25 protein-coding genes are annotated in these 24,610 nt (G+C 67.1%); 11 read left to right on the plus strand and 14 right to left on the minus strand.

Annotated features, from left to right (window positions below):
* Positions 1-83: 83 nt before the first annotated feature.
* The 12 genes from ACWGE0_RS10990 to ACWGE0_RS11045 form a co-directional block, all read right to left on the minus strand.
* A complete protein-coding gene (locus ACWGE0_RS10990) occupies positions 84-1,073 on the minus strand; it encodes a zinc-dependent alcohol dehydrogenase family protein (RefSeq protein ID WP_452260714.1) in 990 nt (329 codons plus the stop codon).
* A complete protein-coding gene (locus ACWGE0_RS10995; RefSeq protein WP_452260715.1) occupies positions 1,070-1,870 on the minus strand; it encodes a carbohydrate ABC transporter permease in 801 nt (266 codons plus the stop codon). The genes ACWGE0_RS10990 and ACWGE0_RS10995 overlap by 4 nt, the downstream gene beginning before the upstream one ends.
* Positions 1,867-2,796 (minus strand): carbohydrate ABC transporter permease, encoded by a 930-nt coding sequence (locus ACWGE0_RS11000; RefSeq protein WP_452260716.1) that lies wholly within the window; start codon positions 2,794-2,796, stop codon positions 1,867-1,869. The genes ACWGE0_RS10995 and ACWGE0_RS11000 overlap by 4 nt, the downstream gene beginning before the upstream one ends.
* A 1-nt stretch (position 2,797) precedes the next feature.
* Entirely contained in the window at positions 2,798-4,147 is a 1,350-nt protein-coding gene (locus ACWGE0_RS11005; RefSeq protein WP_452260717.1) for an ABC transporter substrate-binding protein, read from the minus strand.
* Between the two features lie 120 nt (positions 4,148-4,267).
* On the minus strand, positions 4,268-5,029 hold the full coding sequence (locus ACWGE0_RS11010; protein ID WP_452260718.1) for a DeoR/GlpR family DNA-binding transcription regulator: 762 nt from the start codon (positions 5,027-5,029) through the stop codon (positions 4,268-4,270).
* A 288-nt stretch (positions 5,030-5,317) separates the two neighbouring features.
* Complete coding sequence (locus ACWGE0_RS11015; RefSeq protein WP_452260719.1) at positions 5,318-6,805, minus strand: glycoside hydrolase family 13 protein; 1,488 nt, start codon at positions 6,803-6,805, stop codon at positions 5,318-5,320.
* Positions 6,806-6,816: 11 nt separating this feature from the next.
* Positions 6,817-7,650 (minus strand): carbohydrate ABC transporter permease, encoded by an 834-nt coding sequence (locus ACWGE0_RS11020; protein WP_452260720.1) that lies wholly within the window; start codon positions 7,648-7,650, stop codon positions 6,817-6,819.
* Positions 7,647-8,504, minus strand: coding sequence for a carbohydrate ABC transporter permease (locus ACWGE0_RS11025; RefSeq protein ID WP_452260721.1), 858 nt, complete (start codon positions 8,502-8,504; stop codon positions 7,647-7,649). Before ACWGE0_RS11025 ends, ACWGE0_RS11020 begins: the two co-directional genes overlap by 4 nt.
* Positions 8,505-9,842, minus strand: coding sequence for an ABC transporter substrate-binding protein (locus tag ACWGE0_RS11030; protein WP_452260722.1), 1,338 nt, complete (start codon positions 9,840-9,842; stop codon positions 8,505-8,507).
* A 110-nt stretch (positions 9,843-9,952) separates the two neighbouring features.
* The gene (locus ACWGE0_RS11035; protein ID WP_452260723.1) at positions 9,953-10,936 is read right to left on the minus strand and encodes a LacI family DNA-binding transcriptional regulator; all 984 of its coding nucleotides are present in this window, start codon (positions 10,934-10,936) and stop codon (positions 9,953-9,955) included.
* 210 nt (positions 10,937-11,146) lie between these two features.
* A complete protein-coding gene (locus ACWGE0_RS11040; protein ID WP_452260724.1) occupies positions 11,147-12,256 on the minus strand; it encodes a hypothetical protein in 1,110 nt (369 codons plus the stop codon).
* A 126-nt stretch (positions 12,257-12,382) separates the two neighbouring features.
* The gene (locus ACWGE0_RS11045; protein ID WP_452260725.1) at positions 12,383-13,180 is read right to left on the minus strand and encodes a FadR/GntR family transcriptional regulator; all 798 of its coding nucleotides are present in this window, start codon (positions 13,178-13,180) and stop codon (positions 12,383-12,385) included.
* Between the two features lie 156 nt (positions 13,181-13,336).
* Between ACWGE0_RS11045 and ACWGE0_RS11050 the strand changes: the two genes are divergently transcribed.
* The 4 genes from ACWGE0_RS11050 (at position 13,337) to ACWGE0_RS11065 (ending at position 16,566) form a co-directional block, all read left to right on the plus strand.
* Positions 13,337-13,489 (plus strand): hypothetical protein, encoded by a 153-nt coding sequence (locus tag ACWGE0_RS11050; protein WP_452260726.1) that lies wholly within the window; start codon positions 13,337-13,339, stop codon positions 13,487-13,489.
* Positions 13,490-13,682: 193 nt separating this feature from the next.
* A complete protein-coding gene (locus ACWGE0_RS11055; RefSeq protein ID WP_452260727.1) occupies positions 13,683-14,903 on the plus strand; it encodes an aKG-HExxH-type peptide beta-hydroxylase in 1,221 nt (406 codons plus the stop codon).
* 574 nt (positions 14,904-15,477) lie between these two features.
* Positions 15,478-15,666, plus strand: a complete 189-nt coding sequence (locus ACWGE0_RS11060) for a hypothetical protein (protein ID WP_452260728.1) — start codon at positions 15,478-15,480, stop codon at positions 15,664-15,666.
* Positions 15,667-15,852: 186 nt separating this feature from the next.
* On the plus strand, positions 15,853-16,566 hold the full coding sequence (locus ACWGE0_RS11065; RefSeq protein WP_452260729.1) for an LPXTG cell wall anchor domain-containing protein: 714 nt from the start codon (positions 15,853-15,855) through the stop codon (positions 16,564-16,566).
* On the opposite strand, the gene ACWGE0_RS11070 is transcribed toward ACWGE0_RS11065, so the two are convergent.
* Positions 16,563-17,354, minus strand: a complete 792-nt coding sequence (locus ACWGE0_RS11070; RefSeq protein ID WP_452260730.1) for a phosphotransferase family protein — start codon at positions 17,352-17,354, stop codon at positions 16,563-16,565. The genes ACWGE0_RS11065 and ACWGE0_RS11070 overlap by 4 nt on opposite strands.
* A 16-nt stretch (positions 17,355-17,370) precedes the next feature.
* Complete coding sequence (locus tag ACWGE0_RS11075; RefSeq protein WP_452260843.1) at positions 17,371-17,877, minus strand: DUF305 domain-containing protein; 507 nt, start codon at positions 17,875-17,877, stop codon at positions 17,371-17,373.
* Between the two features lie 144 nt (positions 17,878-18,021).
* Between ACWGE0_RS11075 and ctaD the strand changes: the two genes are divergently transcribed.
* The 7 genes from ctaD to ACWGE0_RS11110 all read left to right on the plus strand — a co-directional run bounded on the left by ctaD (position 18,022) and on the right by ACWGE0_RS11110 (position 24,577).
* Positions 18,022-19,812, plus strand: coding sequence for an aa3-type cytochrome oxidase subunit I (ctaD, locus tag ACWGE0_RS11080; RefSeq protein ID WP_452260731.1), 1,791 nt, complete (start codon positions 18,022-18,024; stop codon positions 19,810-19,812).
* An 81-nt stretch (positions 19,813-19,893) separates the two neighbouring features.
* Positions 19,894-21,108, plus strand: coding sequence for a phosphoserine phosphatase SerB (gene serB / locus ACWGE0_RS11085; RefSeq protein ID WP_452260732.1), 1,215 nt, complete (start codon positions 19,894-19,896; stop codon positions 21,106-21,108).
* On the plus strand, positions 21,108-21,785 hold the full coding sequence (locus tag ACWGE0_RS11090; RefSeq protein ID WP_452260733.1) for a peptidyl-tRNA hydrolase: 678 nt from the start codon (positions 21,108-21,110) through the stop codon (positions 21,783-21,785). The genes serB and ACWGE0_RS11090 overlap by 1 nt, the downstream gene beginning before the upstream one ends.
* A gap of 30 nt (positions 21,786-21,815) precedes the next feature.
* The gene (locus ACWGE0_RS11095) at positions 21,816-23,195 is read left to right on the plus strand and encodes a phospholipase D-like domain-containing protein (protein ID WP_452260734.1); all 1,380 of its coding nucleotides are present in this window, start codon (positions 21,816-21,818) and stop codon (positions 23,193-23,195) included.
* A 22-nt stretch (positions 23,196-23,217) separates the two neighbouring features.
* Positions 23,218-23,796 (plus strand): hypothetical protein, encoded by a 579-nt coding sequence (locus ACWGE0_RS11100; protein WP_452260735.1) that lies wholly within the window; start codon positions 23,218-23,220, stop codon positions 23,794-23,796.
* A 179-nt stretch (positions 23,797-23,975) separates the two neighbouring features.
* Positions 23,976-24,281 (plus strand): helix-turn-helix transcriptional regulator, encoded by a 306-nt coding sequence (locus ACWGE0_RS11105; RefSeq protein WP_452260736.1) that lies wholly within the window; start codon positions 23,976-23,978, stop codon positions 24,279-24,281.
* The gene (locus tag ACWGE0_RS11110; RefSeq protein WP_452260737.1) at positions 24,278-24,577 is read left to right on the plus strand and encodes a hypothetical protein; all 300 of its coding nucleotides are present in this window, start codon (positions 24,278-24,280) and stop codon (positions 24,575-24,577) included. The genes ACWGE0_RS11105 and ACWGE0_RS11110 overlap by 4 nt, the downstream gene beginning before the upstream one ends.
* The last annotated feature ends 33 nt before the right edge of the window (positions 24,578-24,610 follow it).

Consider the following 24,610-nt stretch of genomic DNA (forward strand, 5'->3'; position numbering starts at 1 on the left):
CTTCGACATGTCTGGAAGGAGTCGTGGGCACTCGTCTGGATACACGAGTGCCCACGATCGTTTCGCCCAATTGCCGGACTAGCTCACGGCAGGACCTGGATCTTGCGTCCCTTACCGGCCTTGAACTGGTCCAACGCCCCCGCGTAGTCGCTCAGCGGCACCCTGTCACTGATGAAGATCTCGGGGTCGAGTACTCCGGTCGCGAAGAGATCCGCCGCCCGTTCGAACGAGTGCAGCACCGCCATCGAGCCGGTGATGGTGATCTCCTGGTTGTAGATCTTGTACGGCTCGATGGTCACGCGCGCCGAGTAGTCGGAGACGCCGAACTGGAGGAACGTGCCGCCCTTGGCGACCCGGCCCAGGCCGTCCTGGATGGCCTTCTCGTTGCCGGTGGCGTCGATGACGACGTCCCAGCCCTGCGGCCGGTCCAGCTCGTCCGCCGACCCCGCGACCGCGGAGACGCCCAGCTTGACCGCTGTTTCCAGGCGGTCCGGGTTCAGGTCCACGACCTCGATCGACGACGCGCCGGTCAGCTTGCCGAGCTGCAGCATCATCAGGCCCATCGTGCCCGAGCCGTAGATCAGCACCCGCGACGCCATCTGCGACCGCAGCACGTCGTACCCGCGCACCGCGCATGACAGCGGTTCGATCAACGCCGCGTCCTCGGTCCGCACGTGGTCGGGCAGCTTCACGCAGTTCGCGACCGGTGCCACCGCGTACTCGGCGGCACCACCGGCCGTCGTGACGCCGATCGCGGCCCAGCGCTCGCACAGGTTGTTCTTGCCCGCACGGCACATCCGGCACTCGTAGCAGTAGAGCGACGGGTCGACGGCCACACGGTCGCCGACCTTCAACTCGTTGACCTGGGAGCCGATCTCGACGATCGTGCCGGCGAACTCGTGACCCGGCACGACCGGCAGCGTCGGCGCGAACTCGCCCTGCAGGATGTGCAGGTCCGTCCCGCACAACCCGCAGGCCGCCACGTCGACGACCACCTGGCGCGGACCGCACTCAGGATCGTCCACAGTGGTCACTTCGACGGACCCGACGCCGGTGATCACTGCTGCTTTCACTTGACTGCTCCCAACGAAAGGCCCTGGACGAGCTTGTCCTGAGCGGCGAACCCGGCGATCAGCACCGGCAGAGAAACCACGACCGCCGCGGCGCAGACCTTGGCCAGGAAGAGGCCCTGCGACGTGACGAACCCGGTCAGGTACACGGGAGCGGTTCCGGCGACGACACCGGTCAGCACCCGTGCGAAGAGCAGCTCGTTCCAGCTGAAGATGAAGCAGATCAACGCCGTCGCCGCGATGCCGGGCATCGCGATGGGCGCCACCACCCGGCGCAGGATCGTGATCAGCCCGGCGCCGTCGATCGAGGCCGCTTCGAGGATCTCCTTGGGGACCTCGGAGAGGAACGACCGCATGAGCCACACCGCGATCGGCAGGTTCATCGAGCAGTACAGCAGCGTGAGGAACGAGATGTTGTCGAGCATCCCGGCGAACTGCGCGATCAGGTAGATCGGCAGCAGCGCCGCGACGACCGGCATCATCTTGGTGGACAGGAAGAAGAACAGGACGTCGGTCCACTTCTCGACCGGCTTGATCGACAACGCGTACGCGGCCGGGATCGCCAGCAGCAGCACGATGATCGTCGACCCGATCGAGGCGCTGAACGAGTTGATCAACGGCGGCCACGCGCCGGAGTTGAAGAACTCCGCGTACCCGTCGAACGTCAGCGGCGCCGCGATGGACGGCGGGTTGGTGGCCGCGTCCGTCTCGCTGTGCAGCGAGGTCAGGAACATCCAGGCCACCGGCGCGAAGAACACGATGCCGGCGAACCAGGCGAGCACACCCCAGATCCGGCTCATCGCGTCTCCTCCTTGAACAACGAGGACACCACGCGCAGCGCGAACGTCGCGATGGCGATCGACCCGGCGACCACGATCACGCCGGCCGCGGAGGCCTCGCCGTACTCGTGGGCCTGGTAGAAGGTCTGGTAGATCATGTACGGCAGGTTCGCCGTGCCCAGACCGCCGGACGTGATCGTGAAGACCGCGTCGAAGTTCTGCACGATGTAGATCGAGCCGAGCAATCCGCCGAGCTCCAGGTACTGCCGCAGGTGCGGGAACGTCAGGTACCGGAAGATCTGGAACGACGAGGCGCCGTCGATCGTGGCCGCCTCGACGGGTTCGATCGGCTTGCTCTGCAACCCCGCCAGCAGGATCAGCATCATGAACGGCGTCCACTGCCACACCAGCGACAGCACCACGGCGCTCATCGGCATGGTGCTGATCCAGTCCGGCTGGGCGTCGAAGCCCAGCCAGTTCAGGATGCCGTTGAACAGGCCGTACTCCGGGTTGTAGAGCACGTGCTTCCAGATCAGCGCCGCCGCCACCGGAACCACGAGGAACGGCGCGATCAGCATGGTGCGCACGAACCCGCGGCCCCGGAACTTCTTGTCCAGCAGCAACGCCAGCCCGAGCCCGAGGACGAGGCTGATCAGCACCACGGACGCGGTCAGCACGATCGTGTTCACAATGGACGATCGCAGGTCGGGATCGGTGAACACGTTGATGTAGTTGTCGAACCCGGCGAACCCGCGGTTGGTGGGGTCGAGCGAGTTCCACTTCATGAACGAGATGACCAGCGTCGCCACGAACGGCAGCTGGGTGACGATGATCAGGAAGATGAGGGCGGGCAGCAACGGCGCCCGCCGCGCCCACTTCGGATACTTCTTGCGGGGGACGGGAGGCGGCCGGTCGACGACCGACCGCTCCCGGGTGATGACCGCCATGTCACTGCCCCTTGTACTTGGCTGCGACCTTCTCCGCGAGCCCCTGGCCGTTGTTCAGCGCGTCGTCCACCGACGTCGCACCCGCGATCGCCGAGCTGATCTGCTGCGACACCTGCGTGCCGAGGTCGGTGAACTCGGGGATGCCGACGAACTGGATACCGGGCGCCGGACGTTCCTGCACACCGGGGTTCAACGGCTTCGCGCCCTTGATGGCGGCCTCTGCCTGCGCGGAGAACGAACCGGAGGACTGCTTGTACTCGGCGCGCTGGTAGGTCGAGGAACGCTTGCCGTCCGGGAGCTTCGACCAGCCGAGGTTCTTGCCCACCAGCTCTTCGTAGCCCTTGCCGGACGCCCACGAGATGAACTTCCAGGCCGCGTCCTGCTTCTTCGACGCCTTCTGGATGCCGAACGCCCAGGTGTAGAGCCAGCCGGAGCTGTCGGTCTTCACGACGGGTGCCTGGGTGAAGCCGAGCTTGCCCTTGATCGGGGAGTCGTTGGCTTCCAGCAGACCGGCGGCGACCGTGGCGTCGTACCACATCGCGACCTTGCCCTGCGTCATGTTGTTGAGGCACTCGGCGAACCCGGCCTGCGGAGCGCCCGCCTCACCGTAGTTGCGCACCAGGTCGACGTAGAACTTGGTGGCCTCCTTGAACTCCGGCGCGTTGACCTGCGCCTGCCAGTCCTTGGTGAACCACGTGCCGCCGAAGGTGTTCACGACGGTCGTCAGCGGCGCCATGACCTGGCCCCAGCCCGGCTGGCCGCGCAGGCAGATGCCGCGGACCTCCGGCGTGGCGACCTTCGCGGCGGCCTCCGCGACCTGCTGCCAGGTCGGCTTCTCCGGCAGCGTGACGCCCTTGGCCTCGAAGATGTCCTTGCGGTACATGAGGAACGACGACTCGCCGTAGAACGGCTGCGCGTACACCTTGCCGTCCGCGGCGGTCAGCGACTGCCGGATCGGCTCCAGGATGTCGGCCTGGTCGAACGCGCTGTCCTTGGACACGAAGTCGTCCATCGGCGCGAGCCAGCCGTTCTTGGCGTACATCGGCGTCTCGTAGTTGGAGATCGTCGCCACGTCGTACTGCCCGGCCTGGCTGGAGAAGTCCTGGCTGATCTTGTCGCGGACGTCGTTCTCGGGCAGCACGGTGAAGTTCACCTTGATGCCGGTGTCCTTGGTGAAGTTGTCCGCGGTCAGCTTCTGCAGGTCCTGCATCTGCGGGTTGTTGACCATCAGGACGTTCACCGAGTCGGCGCCACCACCCCCGCCGCCGGCACCCGAGCAAGCGGACGCGAGCAGCAACACGGCGGTGGCGGCCCCGAATGTGCGGAGGAGTGGTGTGCGAATCGACGACATCGTCGGTTCCTTTCAAAGGGTTTTCGGGCGCGTCAAAGAGGGGGGATGGCGCCCAAAGGTGGGGTTTGCTGGCGTCTGCAAGTACCGCCAACTCCGAGTTGGTAGTACTTGCAGACGCCTTCAGGCTCTGATGACCTTGGGGCCCAGAAGGGTGTAGCGGTGGGCCTCGTGTGCGGAGAGGCCGGAATCGGTGACGATCGCCTCCAGATCGGAGACCTCGGCGAACCGGTGGAAGCTCGAGACGCCGAACTTCGTGTGCGTGCCGACGAAGATCTTCCGCCGGGACGCGCCGAGCGCCTTGGCCTTCACCGCGCCGACCGCCGGATCGGGCGTCGTCAGGCCGTGCTCGCGGGAGATGCCGTTGGCGCCGATGTAGGCGAGGTCGATGACCATCTCGCCCAGCATCCTGGTGGTCCAGTGGTCCACCGTGGCCAGTGTGTGGCCCCGGACGCGACCGCCCAGCAGCAGGACGGTGCACGACGGGTGTTCGGACATCGCCGCCGCGGTCGGCAGCGACGCGGTGATGATCGTGAGCGGGTTGGTCGTGGGCAAGGCCTCCGCGACGAGTTGTGGCGTGTAACCCTCGTCGATGAAGACGGTCTCGGCGTCGTCGATCCGTTCGGCGGCGGCCTTCGCGATCCGCCGCTTCTCCGGCACGTGCGATCCGGCGCGGAACCGGAGTCCTGTCTCGAAGCCGGCGCTCTCGACCGGGACACCGCCACCGTGCGTCCGGCGGACCAGGCCGTGTTCGTCGAGCACGCGCAGGTCACGCCGGACCGTTTCGGGCGCGACGCGGAGTTCCTGCGCCATCTCCACCACGTCGACGCGGCCGTCGGCGCGGGCCCTGGCCAGGATGCGCCGCTTGCGTTCCTCGGCTCGCATGTCACCTGCCCACTCGGCTCTCGGGTTGCCCGTTCGGGCCGTGCATAGATGAAACACCCTGGAAACACTGTGGTCGGCACCACAACTGAAGAAGATCCTGCCCGATATTCGCCCGGTTCGCCGTGTGTAACGGCATGTTCACGCAGGTCGCCGAGACCGGGCGCGCCCGAAACCGGGTGGCGATCTGCCCGTATCGCCCCCAGTTGGGCAGAAACGCGAGAGCGGTTGTGGTCGAACGTTCGACCACAACCGCCCTCGACCCCTCGGTCGGTCCAGCTCAGTTCACGCTCAGGTCCGGCTCAGCCAGGCGGCCGCGTCCCTCGGCAGTTTGCCGTCCTCCAGCGGGATGCTTGACAACGTTGGCACCCCCGGCAGGTCGATCGGCTCGTCGGACAGGTTGACCACGCACGTGTGGTCGCCGCGCCGGAACGCCAGCACGTTCTCGCCGAGATCGAGCCATTCCAGGTCGCCGTCAATCGCCCGGCGTTGTGCGAACACCTCGCGGTACAGGGCGAGCATCGAGTCCGGGTCGTCCGACTGGGCCGCGACCGAGAACTGCTGCCAGCTTTCGGGCTGCGGCAACCAGCTCGGGCCGTCGTCCGCGGACCAGGGGAGTGGCACGCGGCACCCGTCGCGGCCCCGGTCGGTGAAGCCGGAGCGGTGCCACACCGGGTCCTCGCGCAGCTCGTCCGGCAGGTCCTCGACCTCCCAGAGGCCCAGTTCCTCGCCCTGGTAGACGTACACGCCGCCGGGCAGCGCGGCCGTGAGCATGATCGCCGCACGGGCCCGGCGGGTGCCCAGTTCGAAGTCGGTCGGGGCGCCGTGTTGCCTGTCCGCGAAGGAGAAGCCCGTCTTCTCGCGGCCGTAGCGGGTGACGTGCCTGGTGACGTCGTGGTTGGAGAGCACCCAGGTCGGTGGCGCGCCGACGGGTTCGTGCGCGGCCAGTGTGCTGTCGACGACACTGCGCAGCTCCTGGGCGTTCCACGGGCAGCAGAGGAAGTCGAAGTTGAACGCGCTGTGCATCTCGTCCTGGCGCAGGTACCTGGCGAACCTGACCGGGTCCGGCAGCCACATCTCGCCGACGAGGATGCGGTCGCCGTCGTACTCGTCCACGATCTGCCGCCACCGGCGATAGATCTCGTGCACGCCGTCCTGGTCGGAGTAGGGCAGGTCGACGTCGGGCTTGCTGAAGTCCTTGACCAGCCCGTCCGCCACGTCGATGCGGAACCCGTCGACGCCGCGGTCGAGCCAGAACCGCAGGATGTCCTCGAACTCGTCGTGGACGATCTGGTTCTCCCAGTTGAAGTCCGGCTGCTCGGCGGCGTAGAGGTGCAGGTACCAGCGGCCGTCCGGCAGCTTGCTCCACGCAGGCCCGCCGAACCGCGACTGCCAGTCGTTCGGGATCTCTTCGGAGTCGCGGACGTGGAAGCGGTCCCACAAACCGTCCTTGAACCACGGGTGCTGGTCGCTGCTGTGGTTCGGGACGAGGTCGATGATGATCCTGATGCCGAGCCCGTGCGCGTCCGCGATGAGCTTCTCGGCATCGGCGAGCGAGCCGAACACGGGCTCGATGTCGCGGTAGTCGGCCACGTCGTAGCCACCGTCGGCCAAGGGGCTCGGGTACCACGGGTTGAGCCAGATCGCGTCGAACCCGAGGCTCGCGATGTGCTGGAGCTTGGCGCGGAGGCCGGCCAGGTCGCCGATGCCGTCACCGTTGCCGTCCGCGAAGCTGCGCAGGTAGACCTGGTAGATGGATGCGTTGCGCCACCAACTCATCTGGTGTCCTTTCAGCCTTTTACGCCGCCCGCGGTGAGCCCCGCGAGGATGTGCCGCTGGAACGCCAGGAACAGCGCCACCATCGGCAGGCTCGCCAGCACGAGGCCCGCGAGCAGGAGGTTGATCGGGGTGTCCGGAGCGAAGCGTTGCAGCGCAACGCTGAGCGTCTGCTTCGCCGGATCGGGGAACACGAGCAGCGGCCAGATGAAGTCCTTCCAGGCCGCCACGACCGCGAAGATCGAGACGACGGCGAGGATGGGCCGCGAGATCGGCAGGACGATCCTGATCAGCGTCGTCCAGGTGTTCGCGCCGTCGATCCTGGCCGCCTCCAGCAGTTCCTCGGGGATCTGGTCGAAGAACCGCTTGAGCAGGTAGACGTTCAGCGCGTTCGCCGCTGCCGGCAGCCAGATGCCCGCCGGGTTGTTGAGCAGGTCGAGGTCGACGAGCGTGAGGTACACCGGCACCAGCAGTGCCGTCGCGGGCAGCATCAGCGTGGCGAGCATCAGGCCCATGATCACGTTGCCTCCCCACGGCCTCAGCTTGCTGAGCGCGTAGGCGGCGGGCACGATCACGGCCATCTGCACGGCCCACGCGCCGATCGCGACGACGAACGTGTTGAGGAAGAACCGGCCGAGGTCCATGTAGTTCCACGCGTCGGCGTACGCGCTCGGCTCCCACGTCTCCGGCAGGATCGTCGGGGGCTGCTGCGCGAGTTCGGCCGGTGGCTTGAACGCGCCGAGCAGCACCCAGACCAGCGGGAGCAGGAACGCGGCGGTGAACAGGACCAGCGTGCCGGTGAGGACGATCCAGTAGACGGTGCCGGTGCCCTTGGTGAGAGTTCTCATGCGTCCGCCTTCCTGGTGATCTTGAGGTACAGGAAGGAGAAGACGCCGAGCACGGCGAACAGGATCAGGCTCAGCGCGCTCGCCGTGCCGAAGTCGTTGTAGTAGAAGGCGTACCGGTACAGCAGGAGCAGCACGGTGACCGTGGACTCCTCCGGGCCGCCGCCGGTCATGACGAACGGCTCGGTGAAGATCTGCATGGTGGCCACGACCTGCAGCAGCAACAACATGAGGATCACGAACTTGGTCTGCGGGATCGTGACGTGCCAGATCTTCTTGAGGATGCCCGCGCCGTCCAGGTCCGCGGCCTCGTACAGCTCACCGGGGATGGTCTGCAGCGCGGCCAGGTAGATCAGCGTCGCCGAGCCCATGTTCGCCCAGGTGATCACCAGGACGAGGCTGACCATGCTGGTGCTGCTGGAATCCAGCCATTGGGACGTCGGCAGGCCGAGTCCTCGCAGGACCGAGTTGAACAGACCTGGTCCCGGGTCGTAGAACCACTTCCACAGCAGGGCCGTGACGACCGGTGGCAGCATCACCGGCAGGTAGACGAGGAGCCGGAAGTAACCCTTGGCGTGCCGCAGTTCGTTGAGCACCACGGCGGTCAGGAACGGGACGCCGAATCCGAGGATCAGCGCCAGAACCGTGAAGTAGAAGGTGTTGCGCCACGCCACCGCGAACAGCGGGTCCGCGAAGAGCCGCTCGAAGTTCTCCCACGCCACCCAGTCGGGGCTCGTGACGAAGTTGACCTGCTGGAAGCTCAGGACCACCCCGCGCACGATGGGGTACCAGGAGAACACCGCGAAGACGACCAGTGCGGCACTCAGGAAGCCGTACGCGGTGACGTGACGCCGCACTTACTTCACCTGCGCCAGAACAGCGTTGACCTTGGTCTCGGCGTCCTTGAGCAACGCCGCGTGGTCAGCGTCCTTGTTCGTCAGCACGGCCTGCACGACGGTGTCGAGAATCGCGTAGACCTGCTGCGCCTGCGGCGGTTCGAGCGAGCCCTTGGTCTTCTCCGAACCGTCCACATAGGCCTGGAAGTTCTTGACCGGCATGGTGGCGTACTTGGACTTCAGGTCTTCCTGCTGCTTGCGCGGCTCACCGGTCCAGATGTCGGCGATCGGCGGGATCGGCAGACCGACGGGCTGGCCGCGGTCCTTGTACTTCTGCAGGTTGCCCTCGAGGCGGTCCGGGTTCAGGTACTTCCACTGGATCCACTTCAGGCCGGCCTTGATCTTGTCCGGCGTGGCCTTGGGGTTGATCATGTACCCCTCGCCGCCGAGCAGGGTGCCCTTCTGGTCCGGGATCGCGGCCAGGCCGTAGTCGTCGTACTTGCCCTTGAACTGGTTGACGATCGCGGCGACGTTGTCGGGCGCGGCGAGGTACATGCCGAGCTGACCCGCGCCCATCATGTTCTGCACGTCGCCGATCTCCAGGAGCTGCTTCTCGCCCATGGAGTTGTCGTCCCAGCGCATCTCCTTGAGCCGGCGCAGGACTTCCTTGCCCTTGTCGTTGTTGAAGTCGGCCTTGTAGGTGTCGCCGTCCTTGCGGGCGATGTCACCGCCGACGGACTTCATCCACGTGGTGAAGTGCCAGCCGCCCTGGTTGCTCTTGCTGTACTCGGCGAACCCCGTGACGCCGGCGTCCTTGAGCTTCTTGGCGGCGGCGCGCACCTCGTCCCAGGTCTTCGGCGGCTGGTCCGGGTTCAGGCCGGCCTTGGTGAAGTTGGTGCGGCTGTAGAGCAGGCCCATCGTGTAGTTGGCGGTGGGCAGGCCGTAAACCTTGCCGTCGACCGTGAAAACGTCCTTCAGCTCCTGCTTGAGGTCGCCGTAGTGCGGGACGTCCTTGACGTAGTCGGTGAGGTCGGCGGCCTGTTTTCTGGCGATGAGCGCCGCGGGATCGGTGAAGTAGACGTAGAAGACGTCCTCGAGCTGTCCGCCGGCGAGCTTGGCGCTGAACGTCTTCGGGTCCATGAACCCCTCGTGCGGCACGAGGTCGATGTCCTGGTTCTGCTTCTCGAACTCCGCGACGTCCTCGTCGAAGACCTTGCGGTCGAACGCCTGAGTCTGCGGCGGCTGACCATTGATGTTGATCGTGACCTTGCCACCGGGCTCAGTCGTGGAACCGCTCCCACAGGCGGCGGTGCTCAGAACGAGGACACCGCCTAGCAGCACGGCAGCGGACTTCTTCATGGTGGGGCCGCCCTTCTCGCGAGCGCGTCGATGTGACGGCGACCATAAGTCCCCGTTACATCTGAACGCAATATCCAGACGAAAACTCGCAAGAAGACGACTGCGCTTCGTTACCTCACCGGCGCACTGGACGCCCGCACCACCAACTCCGGCTCGAACAGCAACTCGTCCGGCGCCACCGCGTTGCCGGAGATCTGGTTGGCCAGCAGCTCCACCGCGGCCCGCCCCATCGCCTCGATGGGCTGCCTGACCGTCGTCAGCGGCGGATCCGTGCAGGTCATGAACGCGGAATCGTCATACCCGACGATCGACACGTCCTTCGGCACGTCCAGCCCAGCCCGCCGGACGGCCCTTATCGCACCCAGCGCCAGCGGGTCACTGGCGCAGATGATCGCCGTGACCCCGCGCTGCACGAGCTTCGTAGCCGCCGCCTGCCCACCCTCCAGGCTGAACATGGCGTGCTCGACATCCGCCCCGCCGCACTTGGTGATGGCCTCGAGCTTCCGCAGGCTCGGCACGTGATCCGGCGGCCCGAGCACGGCCCCGATCCGCCGGTGGCCCAATGAGGTCAGATGCCCGTACGCCTGCTCCACCGCCACCGCGTCATCGCACGACACCCTGGGAAACAACAGGTCGTCGATAGCAGCGTTGACCAGCACCGCAGGGAGTTTGCGCGACATCATCTGCTGGTAGTGCCCGTGACTGGCGTCCTTCTGGGCGTACAGCCCGCCCGCGAACACGATCCCCGACACGTGCTGCTCCAGCAGCAGCTCCAGGTACTCCGCCTCCGTCACGCCGCCGGCCGTGCGCGTGCAGAGAACCGGCGTGAAGCCCCTTTGCGCCAGCGCGTTGCCCACGACATCCGCGAACGCCGGGAAGATGGGGTTCTGCAACTCGGGCAGCACCAGCCCCACCAGCCGGGCCCGCTCGCCCCGCAGCTGGGTCGGCCTCTCGTATCCCAGCACGTCAAGCGCGGTGAGCACAGCACTGCGCGTGGCGTCCGAGACGCCCGGCTTGCCGTTCAGCACCCGGCTGACCGTCGCCTCGCTGACCCCGACCTTGGCCGCGACCTCGGCCAGCCTCCGTTGCGTCATGGCGCAAGTGTACGCAAGTTCTTGCGCTCGCTTGCAGCACCACGCTCACCCTCTCGGCAGGCGCCCTGCGGTGCCGGCCACCGCGACCGATGCGCGGTTTCGACTGGTTCCGCCGCATGCCCAACGGATGCGGCACGGTTTACGTGCGGCCGACCGACTGACGCTGGATGCGGTCACGCGCAGACGCGGGTAGTACCTGAAGCCGCTGACTTAGCGGGTCGCTTCCCGCCACAGCAGCGCCACCCCGTGCCCCGGCAGCAACCACGACCGCACGTCCAGGTCGTCGAGCTCGCTCGCCTCCAGCCACTGCGCGGAAGCCGTCGCCGACCGGAACGTGAACGGCATGACCCGGAACTCGTGCCTGGGGGACTGGTCGACCGCGAGGCCGGTGGCGTCGAAGCTGATCGTGTCCACAAAGGACGGATAGGGTGACTGCCAGTAGCAGAAGCCGTCGTTGGTGCGCTGCAAGGTGCGCGACCAGACGGTGAGGCCGCGGATGGCGCGCACCACGTGGTCGTCGGCGATGCCGTTGAGGTCGCACTCGAAGATCCGCAGATCGCTCATGTGGTCGAGCGGGCTGAGCTTGCCGAGCGGGCCGGTGGACTCGCGGAAGAACGTCAGGTAGTTGCTCCACTGGTCGAACCTCACCTCGACCGGCGGGATCTGGCTGGGTTCGGCCGAGCGGCGCTGGCCGTCGTGGTCGAGGTAGTCGATGGCGATCTGGGTGGAGTGGCGCAGGTCGTCCACGGAGTCGAGGAACAGCGACGAGTCCGGGATGAAATAGAGCTCGAACAGCGGGTAGCGGCAGGCGGCGCTGATGGTGTCGCGCAGGGTGGCGTTGGAGGTGGCGAAGATGACGAAGCGGTCGGCCGGGACGCTGTTGCGGAACTGGTACCGCTGCGTCGTCATGAGGTGGTACGTCTTGGTGTCGATGCCCTGCAGTTCGAGCTTGACCGTGGTGCCGGTGCTGATCGTCAGGTCGTCGCCGCGCGGGCGCATGCCGTCGCCGCCGAGAACACCTGCCACCACGTCGTCGTTCGCGGCGTTCGGGCCGTACACGTACGCGAGGAACGTGCGCAGCACCTCGGAGGGCAGCAGGTGTTCGACGATGCTCGGCCCGGAGATCCGCCCGATCTCCGCGACGAGGCGCTTATGCAGGAACAGTTCGTAGACGCCGAGGAGGAAGCCCGCCAACGCCGGCAACGGCCAGAGCACCACCAACGCGTCGTGCAGCACGCTTCGTGAAGTGGGTTGCCACAGCAGCACGGCGGTCAGATCAGCAGCTGCGACGGCCAACAGCAGGATCGCGACGGCCAGCACTTGTTTGTGCCTGCGCGCTATCACCACCTGGTCGCCGCCCCCTCACTCCACCGGTCGTCCATACATGGTGGGAGTGATCTCGGGTCAGCGCCAGACCCTTTCGGTCAATGCCGTACCAGCGCCGGATCAGCGGGGCTTGTTCCAGATGGGGTTGTCCGACACCCCGACGTAGGTGCTGAGCGTCGCTTTCGGCTTCGTGTCGTCGGTGGCGAGGTCGTTGTACAGGCCCAGCAGGTGCATGGTCATCACGCTCTTCGCACCCACCTCGTCGTGCCGGCGGAGGAACCAGACGACCTGCTCGTGTTCGTTCGCCGAACGGTTGTGCACCTCGCGGGACGGGTGCGCGTGCCGCTTGCAGTCCTGCAGGCCGGGCACGAGCGTCTGGTACATCTGCTCCAGCAGCTCGTTGTGCGACGCGCGGATCAGCGCCGAGTGGAACTCCTCGTCCGACTCGATCACCTCCTGCATGTCGTCGACGGGTGCCCGCTGGTAGCGGCGGTTCAGCTTGGCGAGCTCGTCCAGTTCGCCGTCACCGGCGCGCACGGCGGCGAGGCTCGCCGCGGTGGTCTCCAGTGCGATGCGCACTTCCAGCAGGTCGGTGAGGGAGAACTGCCTGGCGGCGAGCCTGCCTTCGAGGTGCTCCTCGACCGCGGCGAGATCGGTGCGGCGCACGTACCAGCCCAGGCCGCGGCGCACCTCGACGATGCCCTGGAGTTGAAGTCGCTGCAGAGCTGTACGCAACGACGACCGCGCGACATCTAGTTTGCGAGCCAGTTCGGGTTCGGTGGGGAGTCGATCACCGGCTTTGAGGGTGCCCCCGATGATCTGCTCGCGGAGCTTCTGCTCGATCAGTTCCGGGAGGGGTCGTCGCGAATCGGGCGAGAGCGACCAGCTCTCGCCGAGATGTGCGTCGTCGGCGGGCATTGGTTCAGCTTAAGCCTATCGCAGTCTGGTTGCAACTTGTCTGGCAACCTGGCGACCGTTGACAGACAACCTACAACACGAGATCCTGTTGTCAGGCGAGGCGCCCAGGACCGCCCACACCTGGGAGCACGTACTCGCTAGTCGGGAGGGAACGAGATGTCCGCAGGGAGTGCACTCGGAATCGCCGCCGCCGTCGCAGTAGCCGTCACCGCGATCGGATGGCGCACCGTGATCATGATGATCGCCGTCTCGGTGGTCGCGCTTGCCGTCGTCGGCTTCGTGAACATCAGCAGCATCATGTTCAGCTAATGAGCAAAACCCGCTGATGAACAGAACCACGGTGCCCGGACCGCAAAGCTCGCGGTCCGGGCACCGGTCCGTTCGGCCTGTCCCGCACGTAGTCCAGGTCATGAAGTCAGTAGAGTTGTCCGTCATCACGGCGCCGCTCGGGCGGTGTCGTGACTCCATGGCGTCGGGGGACGTGAGTACGGGGTCTTCGGTGATGAGTTCACCCACCGCGAGCGCACATGCGTTGCATGCCGCGATCGCGCCTGCACAGACATTGGTCGACGAGCGGCGCGCGTTGTACCGCCTCGCGGTCCGCCTGTTCGCGCCCGGCACGCAGTTGTCGGACAACCTCCTCGACCATCCGATCGTGCGCTACGAGATCGGCAGGGCCCTCGCGGGCAAGGGTGATCTCGATCTGCAGCGGCTGCACCAGGTCGCCGCCCTGCGCGTGCGCGACGCCGGACTGCCGGTAGCCGCGGATCCGCAGGCCGCGGACCTGCTCGAGGCGCCGTTGCGGATCATCGCCCCGCCGGGAGCGTCCCCGCGGCCGTTGACCGAGGCGGACGGGGAGCGGTTCGAGGCGGCGCTGGAGATCGTGGCCGACGGGATCCGGCTGCTGCGCCGGCTGGCGCCGGAGACGGCTGACGACCTGCTCGCGCACGTGTCGATGCTCGCCGTGCTCAAGAGCGAGACTTCCGGCGGCGTGGTGTCGGCCTCGTCGCGTTATGTGCCCGGCATCGTGCTGATCGACGAGCCCGCCACCCCGATGGAGGTGGCCGAGGCGCTCGTGCACGAGGGCGCGCACGAGAAGTTCTTCGACCTGGCCATCACCAGGGAGTTCCTCGACGCGCACGCCGAGGAGGCGGACTTCTTCGAAACCTCGTGGTCGCACGCGCGCTGGCCGCTCGAGCAGACGTTCGCCGCCTGGCACGCCTACAGCTGTCTCGCCCAGTTCTCCGATTCGTGCGGTGACGAACCGCTCGGCCCGTTCTCCCTGCTGCCCAAGGCGCGGGAGCGGGCCGACGAGATCGGCGGCTGGCTGATCTCCCACGAGGACGACCTGCGTCTGGACGCGCGGTGGCTGCTGGGGGCGCTCACCGGTCAGCGGACCGGCGCCGGGCCCACCGATCGGGGCCGGGGCCCGGCGATCCGCCGGAACCGCCGGTTCCGCCTGCTCCCGGACGTGCGGTTCGAGCGCTCTGCCTCCGGGCGCTCGGTGGTGGGCCGGACGGCGCACCCGACGGCGATCTACTGGCTCGACGCCGACGCCGGCTGGGTGCTGGCGCTGCTCGGCGACGGGCGAACCACGTCGTTCGACCCCGTGCTGGAGACCGCCGCGCAGGACTGGGGAGCGGAGTCCGGCTCCGCCGCCCACCGTCTCACCGTCGCACTCGACTCCCTCGAGGCGGCGTCGATCATCGAGCCGACGCCATGAGCGCCGGCTCCACTTCTGGGGGAATCTGATGATCAAACCAACCCGGCCGGCACGCCTGACGGGTTCCAGAACGGGCGCTGTCGTGCGGTTTCCCGTCCCCCTTACGGGTGCGCCCGTGCAACGTCCAGTGGTTCCGGTGGACTGGTTCCGGCGTATGCCAAATGGCGGCACCGTCTACACGCGACTTTCCTGAACGCGGAAGTCTTCATGCTTTTTGCAGCTGCCGGATTGAAATTACCTATACTTGAGGCAGCTTGGCAGAAGTGTTTCCGGAACGCTTGTACTGTGCGGTGATTGGCGCAGTCCGATGTAGACTGCCGCATCCCGGCTTGCCGGGATGCCTGCTGGCCCGCCAGTTGCACATGAGTTCGCCTGGATCGCTATCGTCTGCTCTCGACGCGCGCCCAGGTCGCACTCGTGGTCGGCGCGTCACGATATTGATCAATCTCCATCGGTTCGAGCTCGTACTTTCAGGCATCCGGGAATCAGCAAGTCGTCGACGCCGTGCTGTGGGGCTCGCGCAGAATGCTCCGGCTGTTGTGCGTTCTCGGACTCCCCACGTCGAGAAGGAACCATGACCACCCCGAACCAGCCTCTTCGCCTGCCTCAGTCCCCCCAAGGCGTCGGCGTTCCTGTTCCCCACCTCCCCACCGGGGTGGGCCCGGTGATCGGCCAGCCGGTCACCCCCGTTGACTGGTTCCGGCGCATGCCGAACGGTGGCACGGTGTTCGTCCGGCCCTCCGAGGTCGAGCAGAACGACTGACCGTTGCTTTTGTGTTGCCGAAGGGGCCGGTTCGCCGGCCCCTTCGGCGTTTGGTCGTTTGGGGATGCGACCTCACGGACGGGTAACAACTCGGCCACAAGGCCGAAGTTGATCGTCATCTAGACCGTTCGGGGGACGTCGATCGTCTTAGATCGCCGCATCCGCCAACCCTCACGGAGTAACCCGATGCACCTGACGCCCCTGAGAAGATCCGGCCTGCTCGCCTCGGCCGCCATGGCTGCTGTGGCCACGCTCGCCCTGGCGACCACGTCGCTGGCTCAGCCGGACGCGCCGGTCACCGACGACCCACGTGCGACGGCGTACCTCAAGAACGTCGACATCAACCACCCCGAGGCCTGCACGGTCGGCGGACTGACCGGCTCGACCATCCACCCGAACCTGTTCGAGTACACGGGTGGCGACAACCAGCAGTACCTCAACATCACCGGCCTGCCCGACGGCGTCAAGGTGACGGGCATCGTCGTGAAGGGCGGGGACAGCTTCAACGTCTACCTCGCCGACAAGCTCGGTGCGGCGCTGCCGTGGGAGAAGCTGCGGTCGCCGTTCAACAACGGTGGGCAGCTCCCGCAGATCAGCCACTGGTACGGGTGTGGCGTCAAGGACACGACGACCACCACCACGACCACGACGACCACCACCACGACTTCGACGGTGACCCACTCGTCGACTCCGACCTCGACTTCGAGCACCTCGCCGTCGTCGTCGTCCTCCGAGGTCGCGCCGACCACCACGACCACCACCGTCGCGCCTGTGCCGGTCGCTGAGACCGACGACCTGGCTTCGACCGGCTTCGGGTCCGCGTGGTTGCTCGGCCTCGGTGCCGCGCTCGTGGCCGCTGGTGCCGCGGTCATGCTCGTGATGCGCAGGCGTAAGGCTTAAGAACGTTCCATCAGCACGCCCCACAGCGTGCCGAAGAGGATGCGTGTTTCGACGTGGAACTCCACGTCTGAAGGAGCCGCCCCGCCGCCGTAGATCTCTACGGCGCGTTGGGCGGCTTCTTTGCCTTTGGCGCCGGCAAGGCAGGCGAGGTCCCAGGCGATCGGGCCGCGCCAGGTGTCCTCGAAGTCGTTCCAGACCGGGCCGGTGGCGGTCATCAGCAGGTTGCCGTAATGCGAGTCGCCGTGCAGCGGCTGGACGTCGTTGTAGTGCGCGTCCCACTCCGGCAGCAGCTCGTCGCGCCGTTGCCGGAAGGGCTCCAGCTCGGGAACGCCGATGCTCTCCAGGAACGCCAGCGTGTTGTCGACGTCGTCGAGAGGGCCGCGCTCGGGCAGTGGGCCGTCGTAGAGGCGCAGCTCGGCGTGCAGGTCGGGCAGCAGCTTGAGGACTTCCGGGCGGCTCAGCTCCACGTTGGGGTCGTGTGGGACGTAGGTGCTGAACGTCATTACGAACCCGTCGGACACGTGAGGCCCCGCAGGCAGCTCTCTGGAAGGCGTGACGACCGGGACGCCGCGGGAGGCCAGGAACGCGGACACCGACAGGTCGCGGGCCAGGTGATCGGCCACGGAGGGGCGCACCAGGGCCGTGCGTGCGGCGATGCGGGCGACCACCGGCGCCGGGCGCAGGTGCACGATGATGTTGCTGCCGTCTTTCAGCACGACCGGGTCGGTGCACACCACGCCGTGCGAGGAAGCCAGCGATACGGCGGCGCGCACGGCAGCTGAGGTCATGCGGCTCAGGCTGGCATCAGCCCTGCGGGAGAAGCGACTCCATTTCCGCGATCTCCTTCTCCTGGTGGCTGACGACCTCCTGGGCGAGCTTGCGGGTCTCCGGGTCGGTGCCGGCGGTCAGGTGCTTCTGCGCCATCTCCACGGCACCGCGGTGGTGCTGGATCATCAGCGAGAGCCACTGGCGGTCGAACTCCGTGCCGTCGAGGTCGGCCAGGTTGCCCAGCTCGACCATGCCGTGCGTCTCGGAGTGGCCGTGCGAGGTGTGCGACGACGCCTGCACGGGCGCGCTCCACGTCTTGAGCCAGCCGTTCATGCGGTCGATCTCGGGCTGCTGCGCCGCCGAGATGCGCTTGGCCAGATCGATCACGTGGGGGTTCTCCGTGCGGGAGGCGACCATCTCGGACATCTCGAGGGCCTGCTCGTGGTGCGGCACCATGCCCTGGGCGAACGCGACGTCCGCCGAGTTGTGCGTGGCGGGCGAACCACAGGCGGCCAACATCAGGACAGCGGCGACAGCGGACATTCGGAGCACGGCGGCAGGATACGTGTGACGTGCGCTACGCCGCTGGCCACCGGCCATGGCCCACCCGAATGGAGCTGATCGGCTCCGTCTAATATCCCGTGGAGTTTCCCGAACGAACTGGTCCCACCAAGGCCTGGAGGCACCGTGACGGCCGTAGCCCCGCAGCCGATCGCAACGCGTCCTTATCCGACGCGCACTGCGGTCAAGGGGTCCTTCCTGCTGCGGATGTTCCGCACCACGGACCACAAGCAAATCGGCATCATGTACCTGGTCACCTCGTTCGCCTTCTTCATGGTCGGCGGCGCGATGGCCATGCTGATGCGGACCGAGCTGGCCCGGCCCGGCATGCAGTTCCTCTCGCAGGAACAGTTCAACCAGCTCTTCACGATGCACGGCACCGTGATGCTGCTGCTGTACGCGACCCCGATCGTCTTCGGCTTCGCGAACTTCGTGCTCCCGCTGCAGATCGGCTCGCCCGACGTGGCGTTCCCGCGGCTCAACGCCTTCTCGTACTGGCTCTACCTCTTCGGTGGCCTGATCGTGATGGCGGGCTTCGTCACCCCCGGTGGCGCGGCTGACTTCGGCTGGTTCGCGTACACGCCGCTGTCGAGCGCCATCCACTCGCCCGGCGCTGGTGCCGACCTGTGGATCTCCGGCCTGGTGATCGGCGGTCTCGGCACCATCCTCGGTGCGGTGAACATGATCACCACCGTGGTCTGCCTGCGCGCGCCCGGCATGACGATGTTCCGGATGCCGATCTTCACCTGGAACATCCTGGTGACGTCGGTGCTGGTGCTGCTCGCGTTCCCGATCCTGACCGCGGCCCTGCTGGGCCTGCTGGCGGACCGGCATCTCGGCGCTCACGTGTTCGACCCCGCCAACGGCGGCGTGATCCTGTGGCAGCACCTCTTCTGGTTCTTCGGGCACCCGGAGGTCTACATCGTCGCCTTGCCGTTCTTCGGCATCGTGTCGGAGATCTTCCCGGTGTTCAGCCGCAAGCCGATCTTCGGTTACAACGGCCTGGTCTACGCGACGCTCGGCATCGCGGCCCTGTCCGTCGCCGTGTGGGCGCACCACATGTACGCGACCGGCGCCGTGCTGCTGCCGTTCTTCGCCTTCATGACGTTCCTCATCGCTGTCCCGACCGGTGTGAAGTTCTTCAACTGGATCGGCACGATGTGGAAGGGCCAGCTGACGTTCGAGACGCCCATGCTGTTCAGCATCGGCTTCATCGTCACGTTCCTCTTCGGTGGTCTGTCCGGCATCCTGCTGGCCGCGCCCGCGATCGACTTCCACGTGTCTGACACGTACTTCGTCGTCGCGCACTTCCACTACGTGCTGTACGGCACGATCGTGTTCGCGACCTTCGCCGGCATCTACTTCTGGTTCCCGAAGATCACCGGCCGGTTCATGGACGAGCCGCTCGGCAAGCTGCACTTCTGGACGACGTTCATCGGCTTCCACGCGACGTTCCTCGTCCAGCACTGGCTGGGCAACGAGGGCATGCCGCGCAGGTACGCCGACTACCTCGCGTCCGACGGCTTCACCACGCTGAACATGGTCTCGACGATCGGTGCCTACATCCTGGGCGCCTCGACGCTGCCGTTCATCTGGAACGTCTTCCGGTCCTACCGCTTCGGTGAGGTCGTGACGGTGGACGACCCGTGGGGCTACGGCAACTCGCTCGAGTGGGCCACCTCGTCCCCGCCGCCGCGGCACAACTTCACCGAGCTGCCCCGGATCCGTTCGGAGCGCCCGGCGTTCGAGCTGCACTACCCGCACATGATCGAGCGCATCCGGAACGAGGGTCACGTGACCTTCACCGGCAAGATCATCGCGCACAAGGACGCCAAGCCCGCTCCCTCGGAGCTCGCCGCGGCCGCGATCAAGTCGGGTACGGCGTCCGAGAAGGACGACCCGGACCACGACAAGTAACCTGCACTTCACAGGTTCAACGACGAGCCCCGACTGCCTCGCGCGGTCGGGGCTTGCCGCGTCTTACGAGGAGACGACGACGTGAAAACGCCCGTGCTGATCACCGTGACCGGTCCCGACAAGCCCGGTGTCTCCTCGGTGCTCTTCGCCGTGCTGACCAGGCACGGCGTCGAGGTGCTCGACGTGGAGCAGGTCGTCATCAGAGGGCGGCTGGTGCTCGGCGCGCTGGTCTCGACCGACCACGACCCCGAGGGGCTGCAGGAGTCCGTCGAGCAGGCCATGGCGACCGTCTCGATGCACGTGGAGATCGAGATCGGCGCGGACTCGAAGCGCACCGCCCGCCTGGAGTCGTCGCACGTGCTGATCGTGCTGGGCCGCCCGGTCACGGCGAAGGCGTTCACCGAGGTCGCGCGCCGGCTGGCGTCGCTCGGCGTGAACATCGACGCGATCCGCGGCGTTGCCGACTACCCCGTCACGGGCCTCGAGCTGCGCGTTTCGGTCGCGGACGACACGCTGGAGAACGACGCGGAGCTGCGGTCCGCGCTGGCTGACGTGTCGGTGCGGGTGGGTCTGGACATCGCGGTCGAACGGGCCGGGCTGACCCGCCGGGCGAAGCGCCTGGTGGTGTTCGACGTCGACTCCACGCTGATCCAGGGCGAGGTGATCGAGATGCTGGCCGCGCACGTCGGGTGCGAGGAGCAGGTGCGCGAGATCACCGAGGCCGCTATGCGCGGTGAGCTCGACTTCGCCGAGTCGCTGCGCCGCCGGGTCGCGTTGCTGGAGGGTCTCGACGCGAAGGTGCTGGACGAGGTCGGTGCCTCGCTGGAGCTCACGGCGGGTGCGCGCACGACGATCCGGACGTTGAAGCGCCTCGGTTTCTACTGCGGTGTCGTCTCCGGTGGCTTCACCTCGGTGATCACGGGCCTCGCCGACGAGCTCGAACTGGACTTCTGCGCGGCGAACACGCTGGAGATCGTCGACGGCAAGCTGACCGGCCAGGTGATCGGCGAGATCGTCGACCGGCCGGGCAAGGCCGTGGCGCTGCGGAGGTTCGCGCAGGAAGCGGGCGTGTCGCTGGCGCAGTGCGTGGCTGTCGGCGACGGCGCGAACGACATCGACATGCTGGGCGCCGCCGGGCTGGGCATCGCGTTCAACGCCAAGCCGGCGCTGCGCGAGGTGGCCGACACCGCGCTGTCGCACCCGTTCCTGGACGCGGTGCTGTTCATCCTCGGCGTGACGCGGGCCGAGGTGGAGGCCGCGGACGCCGCGGACGGCCTGGAGCTGACCCGGCTGTGATGATCCTCGACCTCATCGCCTCCCGGAACTACGCGGAGGAGTCCGAAGTCCGCGCGATGCCGATGGTGTTGCGCATCGAACGCGTCGATCCGCCGTCCAGGACGGCGTTGCTGGAGGCCGCGGCCGCTTCGGCGGTCGCGGTGTGCCTCGACCCGCGGGCCGACGTCGGCGGCGAGTGGCACGAGGCCGTGCGCGCGTGGGTGGCCGGGCGGATCCGCAAGGTGTCGCGGCGGGCCCGTGGCGTGCAGTGGGACGCCGTGCAGGAGCTGCCGGGCGTGACGATCACCGTGGACGGTGCGTCGGTCCGTTCGTTGCTGCCCGTGCTGGTGTCCGAGACGCCTCGGGAGGTCGCGAAGCTGCAGATCTCCGGCTCTGACCTGCCCGTTGACTCGCCGGGCGCCGTTCCTGAAGGTGCGCGTTTGTTGTACGTGAACCCGCGGGTCGAGATGTCCGCTGGCAAGCTCGCGGCGCAGGTCGGGCACGCGTCGATGCTGCTGGCGCCGCATCTGTCGGTCTCCGAACTGAAGGCGTGGGCCGAGTTGGACTACCGGTGTGCGGTGCGGACTCCGTCTGTGGCCGAGTGGGACTCGTTGATCCACCGCGGTGACGTCGTGGCCGTGCGGGACGCGGGCTTCACAGAGGTCGAGCCGGGCACCACGACGGTACTTGCTGTTTGAGATCGGTCTAAACGGGTAAATCCGCCTCTCGTGGGCTTACTCGACGTTCTCGATGCCCGGCTCGGTGACGGGCTGGAGAACCTGCTGTGCTCTCACCACGCGCGAAGACTGCGCCGGCTGGGGTGGGGCGAGGTGCTGGACGGTGACGCGACGGGGTGGTTCACCCCGCGGCGAACCGTCCAGCGCGGCAACAAGATCGAGGTGCTGATCGACGGCGCCACCGCGTTTCCCGTTGTGGCGGAAGCGATCGAGAACGCGCAGAAGTACGTTCACATCGCGAACTGGCACGCTTCGCCGGACTTCCAGCTGACCCGTGAGCCGGGCGCACCGCAGCTGCGCGAGCTCCTTTCGGCTGCCGCGGAACGGGTTCCGGTGCGCGTGCTGCTCTGGGCCGGCCCGCCGTTCCCGATGTTCGAGCCGACCAGGAAACGTGCCGCGGCCGCGCAGAAGGCCTTCCTCGAGTGCGGCGCGGTCCGGTGCGAACTCGACGCCCGCGAACGAACCCTGCACTGCCACCACGAGAAGATCGTGATCGTCGACGACGTGGCGTTCGTCGGCGGACTCGACATGACCGCCGTCGAGGGCGACCGGCACGACTCGCCGGAGCACCCGCCGCGCGACCTCGGCTGGCACGACCACATCGCGCGAGTGGAAGGCCCGGCGGTGGCGGAGGTGGCCGGCCACTTCGCCGCGCGGTGGCTGGAGATCGCGGGGGAGACCCTGCCCGCGCCCGAGGTGCCGCCTGAGGCCGGGTCGTCGTCCGTGCAAGTCGTGCGGACGATTCCGGAGGACACCTACGGATTCGCGCCGCACGGGGACTTCAGCCTGGTCGACTCGTACCTGCGGGCGCTGCGCTCGGCCCAGTCGCTGATCTACGTGGAGAACCAGTTCCTGTGGTCGCCGGAGATCACCGAGGTGCTGATCGAGAAGCTCTGCCGGCCGCCGACACCGGAGTTCCGGATGGTGCTGTTGCTGCCGCAGAAACCCAGCAACGGTGCCGACACCACGCGCGGACAGCTCGGCCGGTTGATCGATGCCGACGTCGATCGGCGGCTGGTCGCTGCAACGCTTGTCTCACACGGCGATGCTCCGGTCTACATCCACGCCAAACTGACCATTGTGGACGATCAGTGGCTCTCGGTCGGTTCGGCGAACCTCAACGAGCACTCGTTGTTCAACGACACCGAGGTCAACGTGGTGACCGATGATCCAGAGGTGGCTCGATCGACCCGGCTGCGGCTGTGGACGGAGCACCTCGGGGCGGACGTGTCGGGGCCGATCGACGACGTGGTCGACAAGGTCTGGCGGCCCGCTCTGAAGGGGCACTCGCGGGTGACGGAGCTGCCCGGGGTGTCGCGGCGGTCCGGAAGGCTGCAAGGACCGTTACGTGGATTGCTGGTCGACGGCTGATCTCTGGGGCTAGTTTGGCGACGTGGCCAACGAGGTGACGATCCCGCTGCTGCCGTGCGCCTCCATCGACGAGGTCGCCGAGTTCTACGTGATGCTCGGCTTCACGGTCACGTATCGGCAGTACCGGCCGAACGCGTACCTCTCGGTGCGCCGCGAGGAGATCAACCTCCACTTCTTCGGCATCCCGGGCTACGACGTGGAGCGGTCGTACAGCTCGTGCCTGGTGCAGGTGGACGACCCGCGGGAGCTGTACGAGGCTTTCGCCCACGGCATGCGCGCGGTCTACGGCCAGGTGCTGCTCACCGGCATTCCGCGGATGACCCGGCCGCGCCGCGACGGGTTCCTGTTCGTCGATCCCGGCGGGAACTGGATCAGGGTGGTGCCGGCGGTGCGGGAGCGCGAGCCCGGGCCGGGACGCAACGGGCTGACGCGGGCGTTGAGCAACGCGGTGACGCTGGCCGGGTCGCACGGGGCGGAGCGGCAGGCGTTGCGGATCCTGGAAGGGGCGTTGGCACGGGAGGTGCACGCCTCGGAGGAGGAGCGCGAGTCGGCGCTGGAGTTCCGCGCCGAACTGCTCGAGCGGCTGGGCCTGCACAGCTGACTTCGGCGTGTGCAAGTACCGCCAACCCAACGTCAACAAGCAATTTTCCGCACCCAACCTGTTCGGTGCTCGCCGAACAGGTTGGGTGCGGTTAGCGGCGATTCGATCAAGAGATGGTGGTACTTGCAGACGTCAAAGCGATCCTTGACGGCTTAATCTACATAGGTAGTATTGGTGGCGTGGAGCCACTGCAACGCATCGGCAAGGCCACCGTGGACGTGCTCGAGGTGCTGCTCGGCACCGACGAGCCGCGCTGGGGGCTGGAGATCATCAAGCTGACCGGGCGGCCGTCGGGCAGCGTTTATCCGTTGCTGGACCGGTTGGAGCGGGCCGGCTGGGTCACGTCTTCGTGGGATGACGACGCGGAACGGCGCGGGCCGCGGCGGCGGATGTACCGGTTGACGGCGGACGGGGCTGCGGAAGCTCGTCGGGTTGTGGCGCGGGCTGCTCCGGCACCCCGGTTCGTGCCTCGGGCGGCGCAATGAGGGTCGCGTTGTTGTTGGTGCGGTTCGCGGCGGCCGTGGTGGGTGATGACCGCTATCGCGAGCAGTGGGAAGCGGATGTTGCTGGGGCGCGTGAGCTCGGCATGTCGCCGTTGAGGGTGGCGTTCGGGGCTGTGTGCGCTGTCGTTGCCATGCCTTCGGAAGGGGCTGTTGTGGCTGGGATTGGTCCGTTGGGAATTGCGTTGAGACACGCTGGTACTCTGCGTGGTCGTGTGCTCGCTATCGCCGTTGTGTCGGCGTTGTTGTTGCTGGGCGGGATCGTCATGTTGTTTGCTTGAGCAAATTGCTCCGTGTCGTTTCGGCGGTGCCGG

The sequence above is a fragment of the Lentzea sp. NPDC054927 genome, from assembly GCF_053610285.1.